The 17,379-nt window shown below is 58.3% G+C and carries 15 protein-coding genes; 9 read left to right on the top strand and 6 right to left on the bottom strand.

The genetic code is table 11. The features are described 5' to 3' along the window. Nucleotides 1-108 precede the first annotated feature (108 nt). The 4 genes from tssD to WX88_RS14665 all read left to right on the top strand — a co-directional run bounded on the left by tssD (nt 109) and on the right by WX88_RS14665 (nt 4,370). On the top strand, nt 109-1,317 hold the full coding sequence (gene tssD, locus WX88_RS29480) for a type VI secretion system tube protein TssD (RefSeq protein WP_231590712.1): 1,209 nt from the start codon (nt 109-111) through the stop codon (nt 1,315-1,317). A 52-nt stretch (nt 1,318-1,369) separates the two neighbouring features. Further along, the gene (locus WX88_RS14680) at nt 1,370-1,942 is read left to right on the top strand and encodes a T6SS immunity protein Tdi1 domain-containing protein (RefSeq protein ID WP_072053020.1); all 573 of its coding nucleotides are present in this window, start codon (nt 1,370-1,372) and stop codon (nt 1,940-1,942) included. Nucleotides 1,943-2,347: 405 nt separating this feature from the next. After that, nucleotides 2,348-3,445, top strand: coding sequence for a helix-turn-helix domain-containing protein (locus WX88_RS27720; RefSeq protein ID WP_052732706.1), 1,098 nt, complete (start codon nt 2,348-2,350; stop codon nt 3,443-3,445). Between the two features lie 511 nt (nt 3,446-3,956). Continuing rightward, nucleotides 3,957-4,370: a hypothetical protein gene (locus WX88_RS14665; RefSeq protein ID WP_046245150.1), complete on the top strand. Its 414-nt coding sequence runs from the start codon at nt 3,957-3,959 to the stop codon at nt 4,368-4,370. A gap of 64 nt (nt 4,371-4,434) precedes the next feature. Here the strand turns inward: WX88_RS14665 and WX88_RS14660 are convergent, their stop codons facing one another. Continuing rightward, on the bottom strand, nt 4,435-4,950 hold the full coding sequence (locus WX88_RS14660) for a GNAT family N-acetyltransferase (RefSeq protein WP_046245149.1): 516 nt from the start codon (nt 4,948-4,950) through the stop codon (nt 4,435-4,437). A 764-nt stretch (nt 4,951-5,714) separates the two neighbouring features. Here WX88_RS14660 and WX88_RS14655 point away from each other — a divergent pair. Further along, nucleotides 5,715-7,682 carry a DUF3857 domain-containing protein gene (locus tag WX88_RS14655; RefSeq protein WP_231590711.1) on the top strand — a complete coding sequence of 656 codons (1,968 nt, stop codon included), beginning with the start codon at nt 5,715-5,717 and terminating at the stop codon, nt 7,680-7,682. A 306-nt stretch (nt 7,683-7,988) separates the two neighbouring features. Here the strand turns inward: WX88_RS14655 and WX88_RS14650 are convergent, their stop codons facing one another. Beyond that, nucleotides 7,989-8,939, bottom strand: coding sequence for a hypothetical protein (locus WX88_RS14650; RefSeq protein WP_046245147.1), 951 nt, complete (start codon nt 8,937-8,939; stop codon nt 7,989-7,991). A gap of 124 nt (nt 8,940-9,063) precedes the next feature. Here WX88_RS14650 and WX88_RS14645 point away from each other — a divergent pair, with 124 nt between their 5' ends. Both WX88_RS14645 and kdsA read left to right on the top strand, forming a co-directional pair. Next, nucleotides 9,064-9,681 (top strand): methyltransferase domain-containing protein, encoded by a 618-nt coding sequence (locus tag WX88_RS14645; RefSeq protein WP_046245146.1) that lies wholly within the window; start codon nt 9,064-9,066, stop codon nt 9,679-9,681. A 65-nt stretch (nt 9,682-9,746) separates the two neighbouring features. Then, nucleotides 9,747-10,604 (top strand): 3-deoxy-8-phosphooctulonate synthase, encoded by an 858-nt coding sequence (gene kdsA / locus WX88_RS14640; protein ID WP_046245145.1) that lies wholly within the window; start codon nt 9,747-9,749, stop codon nt 10,602-10,604. 72 nt (nt 10,605-10,676) lie between these two features. Here kdsA and WX88_RS14635 read toward each other — a convergent pair whose 3' ends face one another. Both WX88_RS14635 and apaG read right to left on the bottom strand, forming a co-directional pair. Then, a complete protein-coding gene (locus tag WX88_RS14635; RefSeq protein WP_046245144.1) occupies nt 10,677-11,456 on the bottom strand; it encodes an O-methyltransferase in 780 nt (259 codons plus the stop codon). Between the two features lie 95 nt (nt 11,457-11,551). After that, entirely contained in the window at nt 11,552-11,938 is a 387-nt protein-coding gene (apaG, locus tag WX88_RS14630) for a Co2+/Mg2+ efflux protein ApaG (RefSeq protein ID WP_046245143.1), read from the bottom strand. 115 nt (nt 11,939-12,053) lie between these two features. Here apaG and WX88_RS14625 point away from each other — a divergent pair, with 115 nt between their 5' ends. Beyond that, entirely contained in the window at nt 12,054-12,716 is a 663-nt protein-coding gene (locus tag WX88_RS14625; RefSeq protein ID WP_046245142.1) for a uracil-DNA glycosylase, read from the top strand. An 896-nt stretch (nt 12,717-13,612) separates the two neighbouring features. Next, nucleotides 13,613-15,172, top strand: a complete 1,560-nt coding sequence (locus tag WX88_RS14620) for a PPC domain-containing protein (RefSeq protein WP_197076799.1) — start codon at nt 13,613-13,615, stop codon at nt 15,170-15,172. A gap of 215 nt (nt 15,173-15,387) precedes the next feature. On the opposite strand, the gene lepB is transcribed toward WX88_RS14620, so the two are convergent. Together lepB and dapB are read right to left on the bottom strand one after the other, a co-directional pair. Then, entirely contained in the window at nt 15,388-16,536 is a 1,149-nt protein-coding gene (gene lepB / locus WX88_RS14615) for a signal peptidase I (protein ID WP_046245140.1), read from the bottom strand. A 93-nt stretch (nt 16,537-16,629) separates the two neighbouring features. Continuing rightward, nucleotides 16,630-17,349 carry a 4-hydroxy-tetrahydrodipicolinate reductase gene (gene dapB, locus WX88_RS14610; protein WP_046245139.1) on the bottom strand — a complete coding sequence of 240 codons (720 nt, stop codon included), beginning with the start codon at nt 17,347-17,349 and terminating at the stop codon, nt 16,630-16,632. Between the last annotated feature and the right edge of the window lie 30 nt (nt 17,350-17,379).

The following is a 17,379-nucleotide window of genomic DNA, read 5'->3' as shown; positions in this document are numbered from 1 at the left end:
AACGTCTTTTTGCCCATCAGCCGGCTGCTTCCATAGGGTTTCGCTGTGTGCTGGCCTTGCTTGTATTCGGCGCTTTTGGCGTAGGTGAAGTCCAGCTTCTGTTTGGTGTTGTTTCTGTATAGGTCCTCATCCCCAAGCCCGCCACCCGTTAGGGCTGGCGGGCTTTTTGGGGTTGGGCGGTGCGATGATGGCAAGGGGGTACGTTTTAAAATCAAATACAAAACGTACCCCGATGACTATTCCCCAAAGACAGTAGAATCCACTAGCTTTGAGGCCTCCTTCCACCGTTATCCCCTTCTACCAATTGGCGCCATTTATGCCGAGCTGCATATCGCCGGGCACATCTACCCCCTCATTACCTGTTCCTACGGGGTTGACCAGAGCACCAATGACCGGGGCCGGGCCATTGAGCGGGTCCGCCACGGCAAGCTGGCCCTGGTGATGGACGTACCGACCGACGACTTCCTAGCCGCCCTGGCCGCCGCGCCCGTCACGCACTACCCGGCCGATGTCATCTTCTTCGACAGCGCTGGGGGCAGCGCCATCGAAACGGTGAGCCTGGCCCCGGCCTACTGCACGGGCTACGAGGAGGAGTTTGAGGAAGGGGAAAACGGCCGCTACGTCGCCCATGTGGCGCTGACCGGCCCCGGTGGCTTCACGATGAGCGCGGGCGGACCGGCCGCGGCATTTGTGGCGCCCGCGGCTCGGGACCACGGGGTGCCGCCGGTGGCCGTCGCGGCGGCCCTGCCCTTCGTGGTGGGGGCCGACGGGGTACCACGGCTGCCGCGCATCACGGCCGACCCGCCGTTTGAGGTAAAGGGCCCCTCGAAGGGCAAGCCCGCCCTAGACCGGGGCGAGTACGTGCGCCAACTCACGGGCCAGCAGCAAGGCCTAAACCGGCTCACCGTGGCCGAGTTTCTCGCCAACCGTGATGCCTACCAGAACCGCAAAAAGACCAAACCCGATGGCCGCGACCCCAAGGGCAAGAAGGCCCAGGAGTTGGCGCGGGAAAAAGCTCTTGGGTATAAAATAGATGAATTACGTCGTCAAGACCGCACCTTAAGTCGAGCTAAAGCTACTGAGTTGGCCAACGACTGGCTCCAGACCCAAACCGCGTTGCATGACCCAGACCAGATTGCCGGCGGCCACGGCCACCTGATTACGGGCGTAGGCGATGCCCGGGTCAACTACGCCATCGGCGGGGCTTGGCCCAAACGCATCAAAGGTATCGACCGCCAAATCCGTGCTTATGCCACTGCCATGACACCCGAGGAGCAAGCCACTACTTACTTGGACATTGTTTTGCCAGTACTCTAATTAGGCCGCATTTCGCTTGCGCCACCATTGTTTACCTGTTCCCTACTTTGTTATGCTCACTACGCTGCTTGAACACTTCCCAGAATATGTTATTGTTGACCGGCCCACCCCTGAATTCATCGCTCGTTATCGTGACTTGGTACCGCCGGAAGTCCTAGAGGTCTGGGAGCAGTACGGTTTTGGTACGTTCTGCGACGGCTACCTGAAGGTGGTGAACCCCGACGACTACGCCGATCTGTTGGCCGACACCTATCAACTCACCAGTACCCCTAGCCAAGGCCCGCCCGTCGTCCTCTTTGCCACCGCAATGGGTGACCTGCTCATCTGGGAGTTTGATTTTTTATCCCTGGTAGATTATCGTCACGGCAACGTCAGCATCATAGCCAAGGGGCTTGATTTTTTCTTTGACGATTTAGCCGATGGTGAAACGCTGTCTAATCAATTGCTCTGGGAGCCGTACCCTGCCGCCCGGGAGTGGTTGGGTGAACCGTCCTTTGACGAGTGCTTCGGCTACGTGCCCCTGCTGGCCCTGGGCGGTCCCGAAACCGTGGAGCACCTGGAGAAAGTGAAGCTACGGGAGCATATCTTCCTCATCAGCCAGTTCACCGGTATCCTCGAACGCTAGTCGCCGCCCGTGCTCACCTGCTTGCCCCTTTTCTCGCTTACACCATTGTTGACCGACCTACCCCGGCATTCCTGGCCCGCTACCGCGACTCGGTGCCCCGGAAATCCTGGAGGTCTGGGAGCAGCATGGCTTCGGCACCTTCTGCGACGGCTACCGCGTTTTAGCCGCTGTTGGATTCTCCGGTCTTTGTAGGATAGTCATCCCCCAACTGGCCCCGAAACTGCCCTCGACCTGCGGGACCTGCTCGCCGGCCTCTACCTGCTGCGCGGTGCCAGCCGGCCCCAGCGCTTGGCGGTGAAGTAGGGTCGGGGTTGGATTTTTTATTTTTTCTAAATCCAACCCCTAAAGGATGTAAACTTGTAGGAGGGCTGCCGACGAGCGGCGGCCCCGACAGAACCCCCCTATATGGTGCGTTGGATTAAGAATACGCCGCCCGGCCTGCTGGGAGCCGTGCGGAAGCACTTCGGGTTGTCGCAGGCGGACGTGGCGGGCCTGCTGGGCGTGTCGCAACCGAAGGTGAACGACGCCGAGGCCGGCACCCGGCCCCTGCCGGCTCCCGCCGCCCGGCGCCTGCGGGCGTTGGCTGCCCTGCTGGCCACCCCGCCCGGCCCCCCGCTCCCAGTCGACTGGGCACCCGTGGCCGAGCGCCTGGCGCAGTGCCGCGCCCAGGCCGAGGTGCTGCGGGTGCGCCTGGCCCACGAGGTGCCCGCCCGCGCCGCCGCGGCGGCCGCCCGCCTGGATGCGGCCGAGGCCCTGCCCGCTGCCCTGGCCGCCATTGAGGCCGCCCCGCTCACCCCCGCCCAGCGCCAGGGCCAGCTGGGGCAGCTGCTGCAATTGCAAGGCGGGGCGGCCGTCGAATGGCACACCCACAGCGGGCCCGCGCCGGCCGCGCTGCTGGCCGCCCGCCACGCCGGCCTGCTGGCCGAAGCCGCCGCCCTGGCCCAGGCCCTGGCCGCCGAAAAGCCCGGCCCCGCGAGCGCCGCGCCAGCCGGCCCGCGCCCGGCCCTTGCCAAACCGGATGCGGCGCTTACCTTGCGCCCGCAAGTTCTTTTTCCTCAACCCCAATCTCAACCTAATCCTCAGCTTATGCCTACCCCCGACCTCAGCGGTGTGAAATCCCAGCGCACCGTGGATGCCCTGCTGCCCCCGCTCACCCTCAAGCGCGACGTGGCCGGTGCCCGCAAGGGCACGCTCGGCGTCGAAATCCAAACCTTCGGCTCGCCCGAAGCCCGCCAGAGCGAGGCCGCGCGCCTCACCACCGACATCGCCGAGGCCCAGGCCGACCTGGCCACCCTCACCGACCCGAAGCTCATTGGCGCCGCTCAGGCCGAAATCGGCCGCCTCTTCACCCGCCAGGGCCGCCTCACCAGCCAGGCCGAGAGCCGGGGTGAGGACGACCGGGAGCTCCTCAAGTACGAGCTGCACATCGCCACGCTGCTCTACGACGAGGCCGCGGCCTACGTGGACGCCCTCGTGGCCCTGCGCCCCAGCCTGCCCGCGTAGGAAGGCCAATTAGGTAAGCAAAAGCCGGCCATGCAGAGCAATCTGCATGGCCGGCTTGTCAACTTTACTACCAGCACACCCTAGCGCGAACTGCCAGCCCCAAAAAAGCCGCTCCCAGGAGCGGCTTTTTTGGGGCAACCTGGGGCTTGGCCGTTTGTGCCGAGCCAGCGATTCCGGCCAATGCCGAACCTACTTGAGGTCCTCTCAGAAAACGGAAAAATAGTACGTTAAGCGTCTCCACCCTGGTCGTGGATGTTCAAATTAAGCGCTCCGAATAAAGCATCAGAAACGCTGTTTTCAAGACCGCAGCGCGGATGCTATAAGGCGTTCAAACAAGAAATCTTTTCTAAACGCAGTAATGAACATCAAGTCTAGTTAAGTTTAAACCACCGGTTGACTAAACTCTAATTACAGGTCCAGTCATAGAATTTAGTCAACCACAAGGCCGCATTCGGTGCTTGTTCGGCGCTTTTGGTTGACACGTACCTTTGCACGCTTTCCTATCCCGCCCATGATGCAAGCAGTCGAACCGCACCCGAAGGACGTCCTGGCTTCCAATATTCTGTATGCCGCCTTGAGCGTGTCCTTCGTGCTCAGTATAATGGGGCTATTTCTCATTGATGCGCCAGAGGGCACCCAGTCGCCGTTGTTTGGCATGCTGTTGCTGGTTCACTTGCTCCAAGCGTTGCTCTATTACGCCATCCGGTTAGGCAAACGCTGGGCGAAACTTCTGCTCCTGTTGTTGGTGGCCTTTACCCTTGTTTCCACGGTGTGGCCCCTGCTCAGCGGGGACGAAGAGGCGCTCAATGGGGTGCGTGAGGACGTGTGGGGAGCCGGGAAGGAGGCCGTTACGTTGGTCGCCGATGTCGTGGCGCTGGTGCTGCTTTTTAGAAAGCCTCCAGTACAAGCAGAGCCTTCTCGTTAATTGGCTCCCTAGACTGAATGGCCGCGTTTCCCTTCGGACCATTTTCGTGGATCACTAGCCCCTATTACGATTGCCATTCTGCCTTCAGGACAGCCATGACGATTTTATCGTGGAACAGGCCGTTGCGACAGCAGGCCGCTCGCAGGCGCCCCTCTACCACAAAGCCGGCGTTAGTATAGGCTTTTATGCCGCTCAGATTCAATTCGGAAACCGTGAGCATAATGCGATTGAGCCGGTACACGGTAAAGCCGAGGGTCAGCACCTGTTTCGTGACCGCCGTGCCTACCCCCCTCCCCCAGTAGGCTTTCTCCCCAATCAGGATGAAGTATTCACCGGACTGGTTGGTGGCAGAAAGGTTCGAGAGGCCCGCGTAGCCAATTAAGGCATTGGTCTCTTGCAAGTAAATGCCCAGATTGATACTTTTCTCGTCCCGTAAGGTCGCCGCGAACCAGTGGTCAATCTGCGCCGGCGTTTTCAGGGATTGGAAAGCAGACAGCGAATAGTGAATGACGTCGGGGTCGCCAATCCATGGGTAAAAACAGGCGCCTTCTTCCGGCTGCATACGGGCTAGCTTAATCATCGTCGTGTTTTCAGCAAAGGTAAAACCCTCCTGTCGCTAAAGTACTAGCAACAGTCCACTATCAGGTGGCCAGGAAGTTACTGTGGGTCCGGGAGAGTTTACGAAATTCGTCTACGAATCAACATTTACGAAAGGCGCCAAAGGGATGAGTTTCGGGAACGCCAGCTCCTCTAACAAACGGTCGTTTTCTGGAGGGTTGTTGCGGGTGCCCAAACGGCCTGGAAACGCCGGTTTTCTGAGCCGTTTTTTGATACCGTTTATTTGGAGGGGTGGAGAAGCCGTTTTTCGAAGTGTCCAACTCAAAGTGCCCGTTTACTAAAAAGAAGATAAAGTTTAGTAGGAAGTCTATTCGGTGCGCTCCGTGCTAGAGAACTGAACTGACAGCAATTCTACCTTCGCTTGCGGGCCTACCTTTATTACACGGCCCTGCTGCTCCAACTTCTCGGAACCCCGCTTTTAAGCGGTGTGCCTGTAGACTCCGGTTTCGGCCACACTGGCACACTGCTTCCGCGCAGTGCTTAAAAAAACACCCTCTCGCCCCCCTGAATGGCCAAGGGCACTGGCCTTGCTCGTAACAAATCGTTAACGTCCCCTGGTGGTGTGGGCCGACTACATTTGTGGGGATGAGTATCCTCCGAATTGCGCAACAAAACACAACCCCAGGCATCTGCTTCACATTCGTTGGTTGGATGCTGCTGTTGAGCCTTGGACTGTGGCCGCGGCATATTGAAGCGCAGCCGTCACCTATTCAGTATGGTCAGGTCATGCCGCAGGACTTTGCGCCCGTCCTGACCGCAACCGATACGGCTGCCGTGGCGGTTGTGCTGTGCGACTATGCCCAGGCGCATATCGATGGGCGTCAAGGTCAGTTGCAGGTAGTAATAAAGCGCCACACGCGTATTCTGATTCGCAAGCCCAGTGGCTTTGACTACGCCAGCGGCATTGTGGATTTGTGGAAGGACGAGAAAGGCGACCATGCCTCTCTCCGGGGCTTGCGCGGGGCCACCTATAACCTAGTTGGGGGGCAGATTCACCGCGACACCCTCGCCTCCGAGGCCGTGTTTACCCTGCTCGAGACGCCCCGCTGGCGCAGCCAGCGCTTTACGCTGCCGCAAGTGCGGGTGGGCTCCATTGTGGAGTTTACCTACACCCTGGTGTCGGATGACCTGCAGCGCCTGCCCGTCTGGGTATTCCAGCGGCGCATTCCGGTCCGCTGGAGTGAGTTTCGACTGGAGGTTCCGACCTTTCTCAACTACCACATGGTGTTGCGCAGTGCCCATCCCCCGGCCGTCAACGAACACCGGGGCGGCCTGACGATGCAGGCGCTGACGGCGCAAACCGTGGAGGCCTACAACTTGCCCATCCGACCAACCGATTTGCAGCGTGGCGTCGGCGCTACCTTCTCCCGCTGGGTCCTGCGCGACGTGCCCGTGCTCCCTGACTGGTCGTTCCTGCCCACCGTCCGGGACTACCAGGCCCAACTGGAAATCGAATTGAAAAGCATGGCCCTTCCCGGGTATCCCGAGCGTAACTACACCACCACCTGGGAGCGAATCGACGAGCGGCTGCGCGCCGATGAACAAGTAGGCCAGCGCCTGCACGGGGGCGGGTTTCTGCGTGACGAGATGGTTCAGTTGCGCCGGCAGCATCCGGAGGCCGCGGCTCGCGCGGCGGCCGTGTACGCCTGGGTGCAGCAACACATGAAGTATGATGACCAAGAAGTTTTCTGGGCGGAACGGCCCCTGCGGCAGGCGTGGGCCGCCCACCGGGGCAATGCTGCCGAGATAAATCTGTTGCTGGTGCTGGCCTTGCGCGAAGCCGGCCTGCCAGCCGACCCGGTGGTGCTCAGCACGCGGGCCCATGGGCGGGTGCTGGAAGACTATCCGTCTCAGGACCGGTTCAACTACCTGGCCGCTGTGCTCCTCCGTCCCGATAGCTCTTCCCTATTTCTCGACGCTACGGACCCCTTGGTGCCCGTGGGCTTGCTACCCGAACGGCTGCACGGCGTTCGGGGCCGCGTCCTGCCGGCCAAAGGCCCGGGGCGGTGGGTGACCCTGGAGCCGGGGCAAGGCTACGTCCACCGAGCCACGTACTCTCTCCAGCTCACCCCGGCCGGTGATTTGCAGGGACAAATTCACCTAGAGGAAGGCGGTTACGCGGGCCTGCGCGAGCGGCACGCATTGCGCACCAGTTCCGAACGCGCCTACCTCGGGCGGCGTTTCGCGGGTTACGACACGTGGACGCTCACCAATTTCCGCCTAAACTCCCACGCAGAATCCACCAAACCCCTCACGCTCGACGTAGCCGCGACTCGGGTGCACCCCGGCGGGCCGTTGACGGCCTTGCTGCTGGAGCTACCCGCCCAGCTACCCTCGCTCTTGCAGGAGGTACTGCATGCCTCGGCTGCGCCCGGTGCCGACTTGGGTGCCCCACAGGAGTGGTTGAGCCAAGTAATTCTCACCCTGCCCCCGGGCTTTGCTGTGGCCTCCGCCCCTGCGCCGCTAGCCCTGGCGTTGCCCAAGGGAGCAGGTCGGTATTCCTTCACCGTGACGCACCTGACGCCGACTCAGGTCGTGTTCACGAACAGGCTCCAGCTTCAGCAAGCGGCCTACGGTGCAGCCGACTTGGCAGCCTTGCGCGAGTTGTTACGTCTGGCAGCGGCTAAAAGTGCCGAGCGCCTCGTGGTGGAGCGCGTAGCCCCCGGCCTCAATTCCGCAGTCTCCGAACGATAGCGCTGGTAGACTCAATCAAAGAAAGTTCAAGAAAAGGGTGGTGCCGTAAATGCGCTCTGTTTGTTCTGTGAATACTGTGAGATTGGGGGGATTAACCAAATTTTTGTGATTCTCAGCCAGAAGCTTGTTGAGTTCTGCCATCATTTCCGCCTCCCGACCACGAAAAAGGCCCTTAGCGCACTGCTGAGGGCCTTTTTCGTGGTCGGGTAAGGCGTCTGATTATACATCACGCCTGTAGCGTTGTAACACTATCACCCATGCCCGATGGGCTTAACGTGCTATAATTTCCGTTTTCTGAGAGGACCTCTACTTCAGGGTGAACGTCTTTTTGCCCATCAGCTGGCCGCTTTCGTAGAGTTCCACCGTGTGCTGGCCCTTCTTGTATTCGGCACCTTTGGCGTAGGTGAAGTCCAGTCTCTGTTTGGTGTTGTCGTACACAATGTCTTGTTTCTGGGTGTAGAAGGCCTCCTGCCCGTCCACGGTGAAGGTGCCGCCGCCGGTGCTCAGGTTATAGAGGGCGGCGCCGTCGGGCTCCAGAATGCGCATGTAAATGGCTTTGGTTTCCTTCGCGGAAACGTCGTTGCGGGCCAAGTTAAATGTTACTCTCACCTTTTCTACTTTTTTGGCCTTGAACTCTTCTTTGTCGTCGGCCTGCTCTTTGTTTTTCGACGTGATGATGGCCACTTTGATGTTTTCAGACTGCAAGCGGGAGGCGACGCCTACTTTAGTCGACAGGTCCTGGTTGTTACGAGCCAGGGTGCTGATGGTGTCGGTCAGCTTGTTCTGGCGCTCTTTGAGGGTGGTGGTTTCGGTGTAGAGCGTCTCATTGTCTTTCTTGAGCTGGGCAATGTCATTGTCTTTCTTACGCAGCTGGCTTTCGAGGTTCACGGCACGCTGGCGAAACAGCTTTTGCTGCGCGAGGGAAAAGCTGTTGGCCCGGAAGGAGCGCAGTTTCAGCAAGTCGGCGTTGACGTTGGCAATCTTGTTTTCGAGGGAATCGTTGCTTAGACCCAAGGCTTGTAACTCCTGGCTCTGGCGCTCAAAATCAGCTTTTAGCGCTTCATATTGTTTGATTTGCTCTTGCAGCTTGCTGTCCTTGGCCCGTACCTCGGTGGTTAGCTCCTCGTTCTTCTCGCCCTTTTGCTGATTGAGATAAAACAGGACGCCGTTGATGCCCAGCAGCACAAGCACGAGGGCTACCCACAGCAGGACGCGGCTATTATTGGAGCGGGGTTCAGGAGTTTCGTTAGGGTCCATGCGGGAATAATTAAACTAGAAAAGCGTGATGTAATTAAGGACTAGGCCACAATGTGACACGTACATTTGGCGTAAAAATAGGGGACTTCCGTGCCCTGGCAAGTTTCAACTATACTTTAACGGGATGGAAACGGTTTTACCCCCCTTTGATTTAGCCTATTGGCAAGGCCGTTACACTGAAGGCCGCGACGGTTGGGATGCCCATGCAGTGACCCCGCCACTACGCGCCTATTTCGACCAACTCGACGTAGCCACGCAGCCGCGCATTTTAATCCCCGGCGCGGGCCGGGCCTACGAGGCCGAGTACCTGCACCAGCGCGGTTTCCGGGAAGTATTCGTGGCAGATATTGCCCCGGAAGCATTGCAGGCCCTCACGGCCCGCGTGCCCGATTTCCCCGTCCAACACCTGCTGCTGGCTGATTTCTTCACCCTGCCTAACGCGGAGCCCTACGATTTGATTGTGGAGCAAACGTTTTTTTGTGCCCTGAATCCGGCCCTGCGGCCCGCCTATGCCCGGCAGTGCGCGGCGCTGCTGCGGCCCGGTGGCACCCTGATGGGGCTGCTGTTCGACACGGATTTTGGGCCGGTGCAGGAGCCGCCGTTTGGGGGCACTAAAGAGGAATACCGGGAATACTTCGCGCCGTATTTCGAGTTTCGGCATTTCGAAACCGCGCATAATTCGCTTAAACCGCGGCAGGGGAGGGAGCTGTTTATTTGTTTGAAGCGTAACACCAATACTTAATACTTAAAACGTCATACTGAGCTTGTCGAAGCATGACGTTCAGCCAATAACTAACAACCAACTTCATGCTTACTGCCCTCGCTCAAACCCTTCCGCACTTTCGTAATACCAATTCCGGCCAGTTTTTTCTCATGGCCGGTCCCTGCGTCATCGAGGGGGAGGACATGGCCCTGCGCATTGCCGAGCGCATCAGGCACATCACCGACAAGTTCCAGATTCCTTATATTTTCAAGGGTTCTTACCGCAAAGCCAACCGGTCGCGGCTCGATTCCTTCACGGGCATTGGCGATGAAGCGGCCTTGCGCATCCTGCAAAAAGTGGGGCGTGAAATCGGCGTGCCGACCGTGACGGACATCCACGAGTCGACGGAAGCCGCGCTGGCGGCCGAGTATGTAGACGTGCTGCAAATTCCGGCGTTTCTGTGCCGGCAAACAGATTTACTCATCGCTGCCGCCGAAACGGGCAAGGTGGTGAACATCAAAAAAGGCCAGTTCCTGAGCGGTGAGGCCATGAAGTGGGCCGTGGATAAGGTGCGCCAATCGGGCAATGAGCACGTCATTCTCACTGAGCGCGGCAACTCGTTTGGCTATTCTGACCTTGTGGTGGACTTCCGTAACCTGCCCGCGATGCGCGAGTTCCAGGTGCCGGTGGTGATGGACGTGACGCACTCGCTCCAGCGCCCCAACCAAAGCAGCGGCGTAACCGGCGGCCAGCCCGCGCTTATCGAAACCATTGCTAAAGCCGCCATTGCCGTGGGCGCTGATGGCCTGTTTATCGAAACTCACCCCACGCCGGCCACCGCCCTGTCAGACGGCGCCAATATGCTGCCGCTCGACCAGTTGGAGGCATTGCTGGTGAAGCTCACACGAGTGCGGCAGGCTATTCGCGAAACGGGAGAAGTAGAACTGAACCAACTGCCATAATCGTAGCGCGGACTCTGTGAGTCCGCGTTTCGTGCGGTCCCGACGCGGACTCGCAGAGTCCGCGCTACAGGCTTACGTGCGCAGCCAGAAGTGCTGCTTGGGCTGACCCTTCCGAAAGAAGACGAGTCCGATATGGAATAAATCGACGGTGATATTTACCTCCGGGTGGGCCTTGATGGCTTCCCAGGCCCGCTCCATCTCAGCGGACCAGTGAATGTCGTCGAAGACGAACACGGAGTCGTTGGTGCGGTGAGCCAGGCAAAGCTCGAAATAGCGCAGGGTCGGCTCGTAGCGGTGGTTGCCATCGAAGAAGGCGAAGTCGAGGGGGGCCGTGAGCGTGGCTAGGGTGGGGGCTAGGGTGTGGTCGATGTTACCTTCGATGATATCGATGTTGCGCAGGTGGAGCGTGGCGAATGTTTCGCGGGCCAGGGCCGCAATGTTGGGGCAGCCCTCGAAGGTGAGGACGCGGTGGCGCGAGTCGGCGGCGGCGAGGTAGGCAGTCGTGAGGCCCAGCGACGTACCCAGCTCCAGGATGGTGGCGGGGCGAAAATGATTGACCAGCCGGAAAAGCAGCTGCGCCAGGTGCGGCGGTTTGGCCGCCGTGCGGGCGATGTCAGCTACGCGGCGCTGCTGGCCGGCACCGGTGTGCGACCCCGCACCGAAATCGATAACGCTGACGCTAGTGGCACTCTGAAGCAGCTGCTGCCGACGCGCCTCAATGGGCGCATAGGCCCCAAAGCGGCCGGTGTGCCGCACCACCGTAGTATAGAGGCCAAATACGAACGGCGAGTGCAGCCCGTGGGCATTGCCCGAACGAAGCCAGAAGCGGAGGTAAGCGAGAAGTTGAAACAAGTAGCGCGAACTGTGTAGGCCGTGTCCCGGAACGACAACCTTGCGGCGCGGGGACGCGTCTGCAAAGTTCGCGCTACTTCATTCAAAACTAACTGCTAGTTCAGGCGGTAGGGCACCATGAGGGTGAACTCCGGGATTTCCACCGTGAACTCCTGGCCGTTGGCGAGGCGCTCCATGAGGTAGGTACCGCGCATTTTGCCGACGCCCGATTTTAAGTTGCAGCCGCTCACGTATTGGTGCGACTCGCCGGGCTCCAGTACGGGCTGGCGGCCTACTACGCCTTCGCCCTCTACCTCGCGCACCACGCCGTTGGCGTCATGAATGTGCCAGTGGCGGCGAAGGAGCTTCACGGTGAACTCACTATTATTTCGAATATCGATTTTATAGGCAAAAACGAAGTGCTCCTGACCGGGACTGGAGTAATCGGGCAAGTAATTGGTCGTAACCGAAACGGTGACGCCTTGCGTAGTGATGGTTGGCATAGGTGTCGAGCTAATTGGGAGCTGCGGGCGTAACAGTAGCCCGCCGGAATTGGTTTTACGCAAAAGCGACACTTCAACGCCGCAAAAGCCCGTTTATTTTCTTAAAAAAACTTCGATGGTAAAAATAGCCGAAAGCTGGCGTCCGGTGTTAGCTGATGAGTTTGAGAAGCCGTATTTTCAACGCCTTACCGCTTTTGTGAAAGGCGAATACGCTACGGCTACGGTTTACCCGGCCGGGTCTCAAATTTTCCACGCCTTCGATGCCACACCGTTCAACAAGGTCAAGGTCGTGATTCTGGGGCAAGACCCGTACCACGGGCGCAATCAGGCGCACGGGCTGTCGTTTTCGGTGCAGGAAGGGCAGCGCACGCCGCCATCGTTGCAAAATATTTTTAAGGAGCTGCAAACTGATATTCCTGGCACGCCGCCGGCGCCCAATGGCAACCTCGACCGTTGGGCTCAGCAGGGGGTGCTGCTCCTGAATGCCACGCTCACGGTGCGGGCCAGCGAACCGGCGTCGCACCAGAAAAAGGGCTGGGAGGAGTTCACCGACGCCGTTATCCGCAAGGTTTCGGAGGAGAAAGAGCACGTCGTATTCATTCTCTGGGGAGCCTATGCGGGCAAAAAGACCGAGCTGATTGACGAGAAGAAGCATCTGGTACTAAAGTCAGTGCACCCGTCGCCGTACGCGGCCGACAAGGGATTCTTTGGTAGCAAGCCCTTCAGCAAGACCAATGCCTGGCTAGAGAGTCAGGGGCTGACGCCGATAGAATGGTAGGGTTTGGTAAGCCCAGTGGGTGTTTTTGATCCATCGGGTAGTGTTTTGTTGATGTCAGAGAGTGTTTCCGGTAAGCCGGGGCTGTTTTGGCGGCCTCGGTAACGTCTTGTTGTGCTTACTTGGTACTGTTTTAGCGGGATCGGAGGATGTTGGAGGGGCTACGGAGAATGTTTTAACGATGCCGAGAGGGTTTGGGAAGGAGGGGTCTTACAAGTTGAGGGTCACTCGTACGGCCATCCTATTTTTGCCAAGCGCGCACCCGCGGTACGTGGCGTAACCTGCCTGCCGCCTTTTAGCCTTTTAAATAAGCCTGTGGCAATTTAGTCAGACGGGCAGTACATAATCTCCAGGCTTTTTTGCTGTCAGGAATATCAGGTGCATTCAGCCAAATAGTACAATAGCGCACAGCTACATTTTTGAGACGTGCTCCTAATTGGTGGGCTTGCTCCACATTTGGGCTCACCATTAGGGTGGGAGATACAAGGTTACGTCTTTCATTTTACTATATTTTGTTGTATCAGCCTTGGTTTGAGTTTGAGGCAACCATAATGCATCAGGTTCCGAGTTTGGACTAAAACAAGCTCAAATCAATTGATCCATTCAACAAAATCATGAAACACACCTTATATTCCTTGTTTGCTTGGCCGATAATCGCCCTGCTCCTGATGGTTGGAGTAGCCCTTCCTTCACTGGGACAGTCACAACAAATCCCACATCCTGTCTATAATCTGAGGCTCAGTAATCTCCAGCCCACGTCGGCCCAGCTGGATTTTGACTACCCCAATGAGGAGTTCATTACGAATCCATCCAACTTTGCCCGAGTCTTGGTGCTTGCCCGCAAAAATACTGATACGCTATATAACGAGCGTTTGACATTTAACCCAAACCCAAATGTTATGGTTGCCAGTACGTTTTTGACGTCTGGCATCTCCCTATCGGCTCTTGCGCCCAACACCACGTATACCTTCCTCCTGGTTTGGGTGTTTGACGTTGCGCCACCCACGTTTCCTTATCCAGAACTCATCAGTTTCAGGAGCGATGGAAGACTGGGTAGCAGCCTGGGGTTACTACCGGTGAAGGGCGAACATCGCGTATACACCTTTACGACGCCCAGCACCAATGGCACGGGTGGCGATATAGGACGGATGATTACCGTATCGGACCCCAACATCACCAAGCCCTTTGCCGGCGCGGGAGCCGACCGCACCATTACACTACCCACCAATAGTGTTAGCGTAGCGGCGAGCGGACAAGACCCCAACGGAGACATTGTAACTGTCAGCTGGACTCAGCTATCCGGGCCAAGCACGGCTTCTATCCAAAACCCTAGTTCGCTTAATCCTCTTTTCAACAACCTGGTCAAGGGAACGTACACTTTTCGCCTGACGCTGACGGACCGCGCTGGGAACAAGGGCAGTGATGACATCGTGATTACGGTGAACGGAACCACGACCACTCCAACCCCCAATACCGCACCCACCGCCAATGCTGGCGCCGACCAAACGATTGCGCTGCCAACTAATCAAGTGACCTTGACGGGTAGTGGCATCAGCACTGGCGGCAGTGTTACCAGTTTTGCCTGGACGCAGGTAGCGGGACCGGCGACGGCTAGCTTCCAGAACGTGTCTTCGGCCACAACCACCGTCAGCAACCTAGTGCAGGGTACGTACACGTTCCGCCTGACCGTTGCGAATAATTCAGGAAGTACGGGAAGCGACGACGTGCTCGTTACGGTAAACGCGGCCCCGCAGGCACCCACTTGCAACGGCGATGCTTTTGAGCCGAATAATACCCTCGCCTCGGCCCGTGCCCTAACCGTAGGCAGTAGCGTGCAAGCTACTATTTGTGGTCTGACAGACGTTGACTTCTACTCATTTGCAGTTTCCAGACAGTCGCAGTTCGTGCGCGTAACGCTCAATAATCTGCCCAGCAACTACGACGTTCAACTTCTCAACGCGTCGGGTGGAGTTATTGGGGCCAGCTCAAACACCAGTACGTCTGCCGACATTATCACGACGAGCAGCCGATTGGCAGTAGGCACGTATAGAGTACGGGTAGTGGCCGGTAATGGGGCCGTCCTTTCGTCGGCGGCCTACACGCTTTCGGTACAGACATCGCGTCAGAGCTTTGGTACCGCCGCCCGTGGAGTAGCCGACTCAACTATTCAGCCGACCGATGCTGCCCAGGCCTCTGCTGCCGAAACCCTGGTTCAGGGCTCACTGGTGCTGTACCCAGTTCCTGCGCGCACTACCATCCAGTTCAGCCTCGAAAATGACGATGTTGTAACAGATGTTATGGTATTCAACTCATTGGGAACGGCCGTCCTGCATAGCGCTTCCAAAGAGGGCATTCGTGAGATGAACGTATCGACTCTTAAAAACGAAACATTCTACCGGGTGCTGCTACGGACCAAGCAGGGAGCAACGATTACTCGTAGCCTGCTAATCAACCGGTAAGTCGTTCATTGACTTCATCTGCTCTGAGGTCATCTCGAATGTGGCCGGGAAGCGCCTGGTAGCCGCGTAGCGAATGTCAGTTGAGCTTCACGTTTAGAGAAGACATGAAAAAGCCCCGACGCTACAGCGAGTCGGGGCTTTTTATCTTTTGGAGAGGTGCGGTGTTTTGCTCTATCACCGTTGGCTGCCGCCAGCGGTCAGGCTGAAGAGGAGCATTAATGGATGATGTTGAAGAGGCGACTCCAGCGGATTTTATGCCAGAAGTCGGCGTTGGGGTCGACGGACAGCCAGATGAGCACTGCTTTACCCACGATGTGGTCTTCGGGCACGAAGCCCCAGAAGCGTGAATCTTCGGAGTTGTGGCGGTTGTCGCCCATCATCATGTAGTAGTTCTGCTTCACGGTGTAGCTGGTGAGCATTTTACCATTTTGGTAAATCATGCCATCCTGCCAGGTGATGCCTTCGTTGTGCTCATAACGAGCCACGATTTTGTAGTAGATGGCGGCGTTGCCAGGGCTCAGGGCAATGGTTTGGCCTTTTTTGGGGATGGGCAGCGGGCCGTAGCCGTCGAGCGACCAGTTGCGGGGGGTAGCGCTCATAGCGCCGGAGTTGCGGAAGTCAGCCACATCCGGAAACAGCTGCACCTGGGGCTCCTGCACGGTCAGGCCCTTCACGTAGGGCTGCTGGCGGAAGTAGTCGGCGGCGGCTTTCGTGCAGCTGATGATGTAGCCAAACTTGCCATCGGGGCCGGAAATGGCTTGTGGCAGGCCGCCGGGCTGCTCGTAGTCGACCACACCCTGGGCACGCAGGGCCGCGAGTACCTCGTCGTTGGGGTTGTCAACCTGCATGAAATAGGTGGTTTGCAGGCCAGGAGGTGCCACGCCAAGCTTACCATTGAGGTACACCTGAGCGTTTTTGATTTCGAGGGTGTCGCCGGCTACGGCCACACACCGCTTAATGTAGTTGGTGCGCAGGTCGGCGGGGTATTGCGCCTCCCACGGCACGTGAAATACCACCACGTCGTTGCGCTGAATGCTGCTGAAGCCCGGCAGCCGGTAAGTAGGCAACTGAATCAGCTCAGAGTAGCTTTTGAGGCCCGTCCCCCACACTGTCTGGTGGGTGAGGGGCACTTGCAGCGGCGTTTGGGGCGTGATAGGGCCGTAGTGTAGCTTGCTCACAAACAGATAGTCGCCCACCAACAGGGACCCTTCCATACTGGGCGAGGGGATGGTGTACGCCTCAAACGTGGCCCAACGGATGAGCGTGGCCGCCACGATGGCAAAAATCAGCGAATCGGCCCACTCGCGGGTTTTCGTTTTGGGGGGCTTCGGGGGAGCAGTGGGGTCGGTTTTGAGCAAGGACATGGGAGGCAAGCTTGGGCTTGGCAGTGAAAATCAGGCAAAGAAACGCAGCAGAACGCCAGAAGACGCCGTTGCCTCCGGCAGAAATCTAGGATGTTACAAATCCAGCAGTTCTTTCATTCCAAATACACCCGTGCGGCTGGGCAGCCATTCGGCCGCCAAGAGGGCGCCCAGCGCAAAGCCTTCGCGGCTGTGGGCCTCGTGCTTAAGCTCCAGCGTGTCAACAGCCGACGAGTAGGTGACAATGTGCGTGCCCACCGCATCGCCGGTGCGCTCACTGAGGATAGCCAGCTCAGTGGGAGCTTCGGCGGGGGCATTGCGCCAAGTGGTTTTGGCAGGGAAGTGGCGCATGATGCCCTCGGCAGTGGTGAGGGCCGTGCCGCTGGGCTGGTCGATTTTGTGGGTATGGTGAATCTCCCGTACCGCCACGTCGTAGCCGCCAAACTGGTGCATTTTGGCCGCGATATACTCATTGAAATGAAAGAACAGATTCACGCCTACGCTGTAGTTGGAGGCGTAAAACAGGCTGCCGTTGAGTTCGCTGGTCAGGGCTTTGGCCTCGTCGAAATGGTGGAGCCAGCCTGTGGAGCCGCACACCACCGGCAGGCCCTGGCGCAGGCATGCCGTGACGTTGACAAAGGCCGAATCAGGGTGAGTGAACTCAATGGCCACATCGACCGTGGCGGGTGTGAAGTCGGCGATGGTTAGCGTGCTGGTATACAGGTCTACGATGCCAGCAATTTCGTGGCCTCGCTGGGCAGCCAGTGCTGCAATGGTTTGACCCATTTTACCGTAGCCGACGAGTAGAATCTTCATGGAGTGATTATCAGTTATGTACTGGGTTGG

The sequence above is a fragment of the Hymenobacter terrenus genome, assembly GCF_000972495.1.
Classification (GTDB): Bacteria; Bacteroidota; Bacteroidia; order Cytophagales; family Hymenobacteraceae; genus Hymenobacter; species Hymenobacter terrenus.
The sequence above is the reverse complement of the archived record's forward strand: the minus strand, read 5'-3'. Positions and strand labels throughout refer to the sequence as shown.

Coding starts and splice junctions, on each gene's coding strand:
- WX88_RS14650 (WP_046245147.1), bottom strand. CDS start 8,939: ATGGACCCTAACGAAACTCCTGAACCCCGCTCCAATAATAGCCGCGTC.
- kdsA (WP_046245145.1), top strand. CDS start 9,747: ATGCTTACTGCCCTCGCTCAAACCCTTCCGCACTTTCGTAATACCAAT.
- WX88_RS14625 (WP_046245142.1), top strand. CDS start 12,054: ATGGTAAAAATAGCCGAAAGCTGGCGTCCGGTGTTAGCTGATGAGTTT.
- WX88_RS14660 (WP_046245149.1), bottom strand. CDS start 4,950: ATGATTAAGCTAGCCCGTATGCAGCCGGAAGAAGGCGCCTGTTTTTAC.
- dapB (WP_046245139.1), bottom strand. CDS start 17,349: ATGAAGATTCTACTCGTCGGCTACGGTAAAATGGGTCAAACCATTGCA.
- lepB (WP_046245140.1), bottom strand. CDS start 16,536: ATGTCCTTGCTCAAAACCGACCCCACTGCTCCCCCGAAGCCCCCCAAA.
- WX88_RS14620 (WP_197076799.1), top strand. CDS start 13,613: ATGGTTGCCAGTACGTTTTTGACGTCTGGCATCTCCCTATCGGCTCTT.
- WX88_RS27720 (WP_052732706.1), top strand. CDS start 2,348: ATGGTGCGTTGGATTAAGAATACGCCGCCCGGCCTGCTGGGAGCCGTG.
- apaG (WP_046245143.1), bottom strand. CDS start 11,938: ATGCCAACCATCACTACGCAAGGCGTCACCGTTTCGGTTACGACCAAT.
- WX88_RS14655 (WP_231590711.1), top strand. CDS start 5,715: ATGCCGCAGGACTTTGCGCCCGTCCTGACCGCAACCGATACGGCTGCC.
- WX88_RS14665 (WP_046245150.1), top strand. CDS start 3,957: ATGATGCAAGCAGTCGAACCGCACCCGAAGGACGTCCTGGCTTCCAAT.
- WX88_RS14645 (WP_046245146.1), top strand. CDS start 9,064: ATGGAAACGGTTTTACCCCCCTTTGATTTAGCCTATTGGCAAGGCCGT.
- WX88_RS14680 (WP_072053020.1), top strand. CDS start 1,370: ATGCTCACTACGCTGCTTGAACACTTCCCAGAATATGTTATTGTTGAC.